We start from the raw sequence: 4,380 nt of genomic DNA on the forward strand, positions 1-4,380 counted from the left end.
ACGGGCTCCATGTGCTCGGAATGGACCGAGCGATAGCCGGTGAAGGTGTGGATGCGCCCGCGCAGCCGCACCCCGAAGCGGACCGTGTAGGTCGAGTTGCAGACGCGGATCTTCTCCTCGAGACCGGGAGAGAGGTCCATCAGCGCGACGGCGCGGCTGAACATGATGTCGACGGACTGGCGAAAGCTCGGCTCGCCGGTCAGGCCGAAGGCGGTCGGTCCGGACATCCCATCCTCCCCGTGATTTTCAGGGCAGGATGCGGGGACGGGCGCGCGCAGGCAAGGCGCGCGACGCCGATCGGGGCGATCAGCCGCGCGCGGCCCCCGCCACGAAGGACAAGGCGGTGACGGCGATCAGGAAGGCGAAGGCGAGCCGCAGCGCCCATCCGGGGGCCTCGCGCGCCAGCCGCGCGCCCTGCGGGGCCGTGGCCGCCGCCGCCAGCGCGCAGAGCGCGACGCCGGGCAGGTTCACCGCCCCGAGCGTGAAAGGCGCGACAGGTCCCGCGGGCGCGGCCAGCGCCCAGACGAGCGCCGCCGGCGCAGCCGCCGCCGCGCCAAAACCCGCCGCGAGCGCCGCCGCCGCGCGCGGTTCCGCGCCGTAGCGGCGCATCAGCGGCGCCGCGAACGCCCCGCCGCCCGTCGAGGCGCCACCCGCCACAAGCCCGACGCCGAGCCCCAGCGCCGGGCCCGCCACACCGCCCGGCCAACCGGCGCCCCAGCGCGACCCGCTGTCGCCGAAGCCCATCAGCAGGGCCGCGGCGAAGGCGGCGACGCCCCAGACCGCGAGCGGCGCGAGCCCCGCAAGCTGCGCCGCGCCAAGCGCCCCGAGCCCCCCGCCGAGCGCCGCGAAGGCGCCTGCGCGGCGCAGCGGCGCCCAATCCGCACCGCCTGCTCGCGCATGGGCCAGCGCGGCTTGGGCGGAGAGGACCGCCAGCGCCGCCGCCGCCGCCCCCATCGCCTGATGCGCGAGCAGCGGGCCGTCGAACCCCGCCGCGCCGAGCAGATGATAGAGCGCGGGCGCGAGCGCGAGCCCGCCGCCCGCCCCGAGCGCCCCGGAGGCGAGCCCCGCGAAGGCCCCCGCCGCGAGAAACGCCGCCGCGAGGGCTGCGATCGCCAGCCACTCCCCGATCACGCCGCCGCTCCTTTCGCAGCGCCGCTCTCGACACAGGCGAGCGCCGCCTCGACGAGCTCCGGCCCTGCGCCCGGCTGATGCGCGCGCTCCGACAGCATCCGCCGCCAGCGCCGCGCGCCGGGGCGGCCCGCGAACAGGTCGAGCATGTGCCGCGTGATCCGGTTGAGCCGCTCGCCGCTTGCGAGCTCTGCTTCGATGTAGGGGAGCATTGCGCGCACGGCGCCCTCCGGGCTCGTGTCGGGCGTCGCCTCGCCGAAGATGCGGCGGTCGGCGGCGCAGAGGATGTCGGCGGGGGCGTGATAGGCCGCGCGCCCGATCATCGCGCCGTCGAGCCCGGCGGCGATCCGCCCCAGCGCCGCATCCAGCGAGGTCAGCCCGCCATTTGCGACGATCTCCAGATCGGGACGCGCGCGCTTGAGCCGGACGACGAGATCGTGGTCGAGCGGCGGGATGTCGCGGTTTTGCTTCGGGTTCAGCCCTTGCAGCCACGCCTTGCGCGCATGGACCGCGAAGCGCCTGACGCCCGCCGCCGCGACCGTCTCGACGAAGGCGGGCAGCGCCTCGGAGGGCTCCTGCCCGTCGACCCCGATACGGCACTTGACGGTTATCTCCACGCCCCGCGACGACGAACTTGCAGCCTCGATCATAGCGCGAACGCACTCCGCCACGAGGCCGGGCTCGCGCATCAGGCAGGCGCCGAACGCGCCCGACTGCACGCGGTCCGACGGGCAGCCGACATTGAGGTTGATCTCGCGGAAGCCCATCGGCGCCGCGCGCGCGACCGCCGCCGCCAGCGCCTCGGGCTCGGAACCCCCGAGTTGCAGCGCGAGCGGCGCTTCGTCCGGGTGGAAGGCGAGCAGCCGCTCCCACGGCCCGGCGAGCACCGCCTGCGCCGTGACCATCTCGGTGTAGAGCAAGGTTCGCCGGCTCAGCTGACGGTGCAGGAACCGGCAGTGCCGGTCCGTCCAGTCCATCATCGGAGCGACGCTTAGGCGATGCGGCGGGATTTTGACGCGACCGCGCGGTTCCGCTTTCATGTGTCTTCGCAATCCAAGGCTCGCCCCAAAAGCGGAATCGGACAGGATCGGCCACGATCTGGATGAATCGGGCGCGCGCCGCGTCGCGAGTGCGCCGCATTCGCGGCGAGCACTATGGCGTCGATCACCGGGAGAGTCACGGCGGCAGGGATCGGCTGGCGGAGGTGGATCCGCCGCCGGGGCGCGGAGGCGATCATTCGCGAGTCTCTTCCGCGCGGTTCGGGCCAAGGGCGAGGCGCAGGAGATGGCGCGCATGAGCCGGGAACGATCGGGGCCGCCTTCCGGCGCTTGCTCGAACGTCTCGGCATGCGGCGCATCCGGCTCCACGACCTCCGCCATGACGCGGCGACGGCGCCGGCGCGCCGCAAGGACCTTCACTGTCAAGTGGGCGACGATGGTGCTCGGCCACGACGACGTTAAGTCGCTCAACCGCTACACGCATCTCACCGCCGCCGAGATCGCGCAGGCGCATGAATGCCCAACGGAGATCGCTCGAGCGCCATCTTCACCGCATCGATCGGATAGGCGATCGACTGGCCAAGCTTCGCAGAAGCCGGCACGGACCGGTTGACTCTCCAGTCGCGGACCGTCGCCATCTCGACCATGCCGAGCGCTGCGAGCAGGTCCTCATGATGATAGCCCAGAGCCAGGGCCAGGCGCGCGGCATGCGCGCGCCTGGGCTAGAGGCTGTCTATGACAGGGCCGAAATCGACGCCGTTGAAGACGGCAGGTGCGGAAGGGGAGATGCAGGGCGCGGCGGTGTCGAAGGGCATGGCGTGGCTTCGAGGCTCTGGACCCGGTCGACGCGCTTCCATCCGATCGACATCGCGCGGCGACCCCAGGACGACGAGGGTCCGCGAGCGCACATCCGAGGCGCGCACCTCGAAAAAAGGTCCAGCGCCGCGGGCCGCGCGCCGCGCTGCGCCGGAGGCTCCGCGCGCGACCGGCTCCTAGACCACGGGATGGGACACGACCAAGCCGGGCGTCGACCACTCGCTGCCGTTCTCGTGTCCGCAGGGTCAGATGCGCGACAGCAGATCGGTCTTCTTTGTCGAGAATTCGTCGTCCGTCAGCACGCCGCGCTTGTGAAGCTCGGCGAGACGTTCGAGGGCGCTGAAGATTGCGTCCGTGTCGCCCGGGGCGGCGCGCGTTTGCGGTCCGGCTTGTGAGAATGCGGTGGGCGAAGCCGGGGACCTTGGCGCGGGCGGGCCGGAGTCGGGGCTGAGCGTCGCCTTCGGTTCGGGCGCCCCGCATGTGGGGGCGGCGAGCCGGTCCGCTTCGACGCAGACGGGCCCCGCCGTGTGGGATTCCGGCGCCCGCGATCGCGCTGAAGTCTCGACTGAATCCACGACCGAGCCCTCGACGACCCGGAGTTCGTCCGCGCGGACGAGGCCGTGCTGGCTCGTGAAGGTGAGCGTCTGCCCGCCGCCCTGTTGCTGCGACACCCCGGCGATCTGGTGATCGCCGGTGTCGTAGACGGTCATGCCGCCCGGATGCGCGATGGCGAGACGGCGCGCATGGGGGAAAACGGCGTAGCGCAGGTCGTTCTGGGCGCCTGTCGACGCGGGAGAGCCGAGTTCGGCCGGCCAGGCGGGCCCGCCGAAGGACGCGCCGAAGGCGAAGCTGACGCCGCCGGCGCCAGACCCCTGCGATTGCGACTGCCCCCGCCAACCCGACGTCTGAGCCTGCGGTGCGAAGAACGCAGTGCGTGCGAGATGGTCGGACAAATCACTGCACAGGGCGTCGACCCTGGCCTGCAACCCCGTGTTGAACATGTCGCCGACCATCGTCATCCCGCCCTGGCTCCATTGGCCCATGCCGCCGAGTTCGGGATGGCTGAACTGCGCCTGACGACCGCCGCCGCGCGCCAGCGCATGAACGAGCGCCGTCACGGCGTCGACCGACACGCCATGCCGCGCTGCGACGTCTTCGATGGTGCGGGCGCCTTCGGCTGTCAGCTCGGACACGGCGGTTCTTTCCCTGATGGACACGGACGGCGATTATCGCGAAAGCCCCCGCGGCTCAACCTCGCCGGGCCCGACGAGATCCGGCGCTTTCTCGGCGAGGGTCTCGACGACCATCTCCCTAGGCCGTGTGGACGAATTGAACCAGGATAAATCCGATAGCGAGCGCGGTGAAGGATGCGAAGTTGGCTTCGGTCTTCTCGCAGCGAAGTGCGATGCGCTTGAACCTCTTGAGCTTGCCCACGGCC

The 4,380-nt window shown here is 71.9% G+C and carries 3 protein-coding genes and 1 pseudogene; all 4 read right to left on the reverse strand.

Annotated elements, in window-relative coordinates; genetic code table 11:
- Positions 1-227 (reverse strand): annotated as a pseudogene (locus tag V7Q31_RS17610) (hypothetical protein); the annotation flags it as partial.
- 79 nt (positions 228-306) lie between these two features.
- Complete coding sequence (locus V7Q31_RS17615) at positions 307-1,131, reverse strand: TSUP family transporter (RefSeq protein WP_333835158.1); 825 nt, start codon at positions 1,129-1,131, stop codon at positions 307-309.
- Positions 1,128-2,168, reverse strand: coding sequence for a tRNA dihydrouridine(20/20a) synthase DusA (dusA, locus tag V7Q31_RS17620; RefSeq protein ID WP_333835159.1), 1,041 nt, complete (start codon positions 2,166-2,168; stop codon positions 1,128-1,130). The genes V7Q31_RS17615 and dusA overlap by 4 nt, the downstream gene beginning before the upstream one ends.
- 1,019 nt (positions 2,169-3,187) lie before the next feature.
- Positions 3,188-4,135, reverse strand: coding sequence for an SHOCT domain-containing protein (locus V7Q31_RS17625; RefSeq protein WP_333835160.1), 948 nt, complete (start codon positions 4,133-4,135; stop codon positions 3,188-3,190).
- Positions 4,136-4,380 lie beyond the last annotated feature (245 nt).

This window comes from Rubrimonas sp. (assembly GCF_036788415.1).
Classification (GTDB): Bacteria; Pseudomonadota; Alphaproteobacteria; order Rhodobacterales; family Rhodobacteraceae; genus Rubrimonas.

Excerpts from the sequence above, each read along its gene's own strand:
- dusA (WP_333835159.1), bottom strand. The coding sequence starts at position 2,168 with ATGAAAGCGGAACCGCGCGGTCGCGTCAAAATCCCGCCGCATCGCCTA.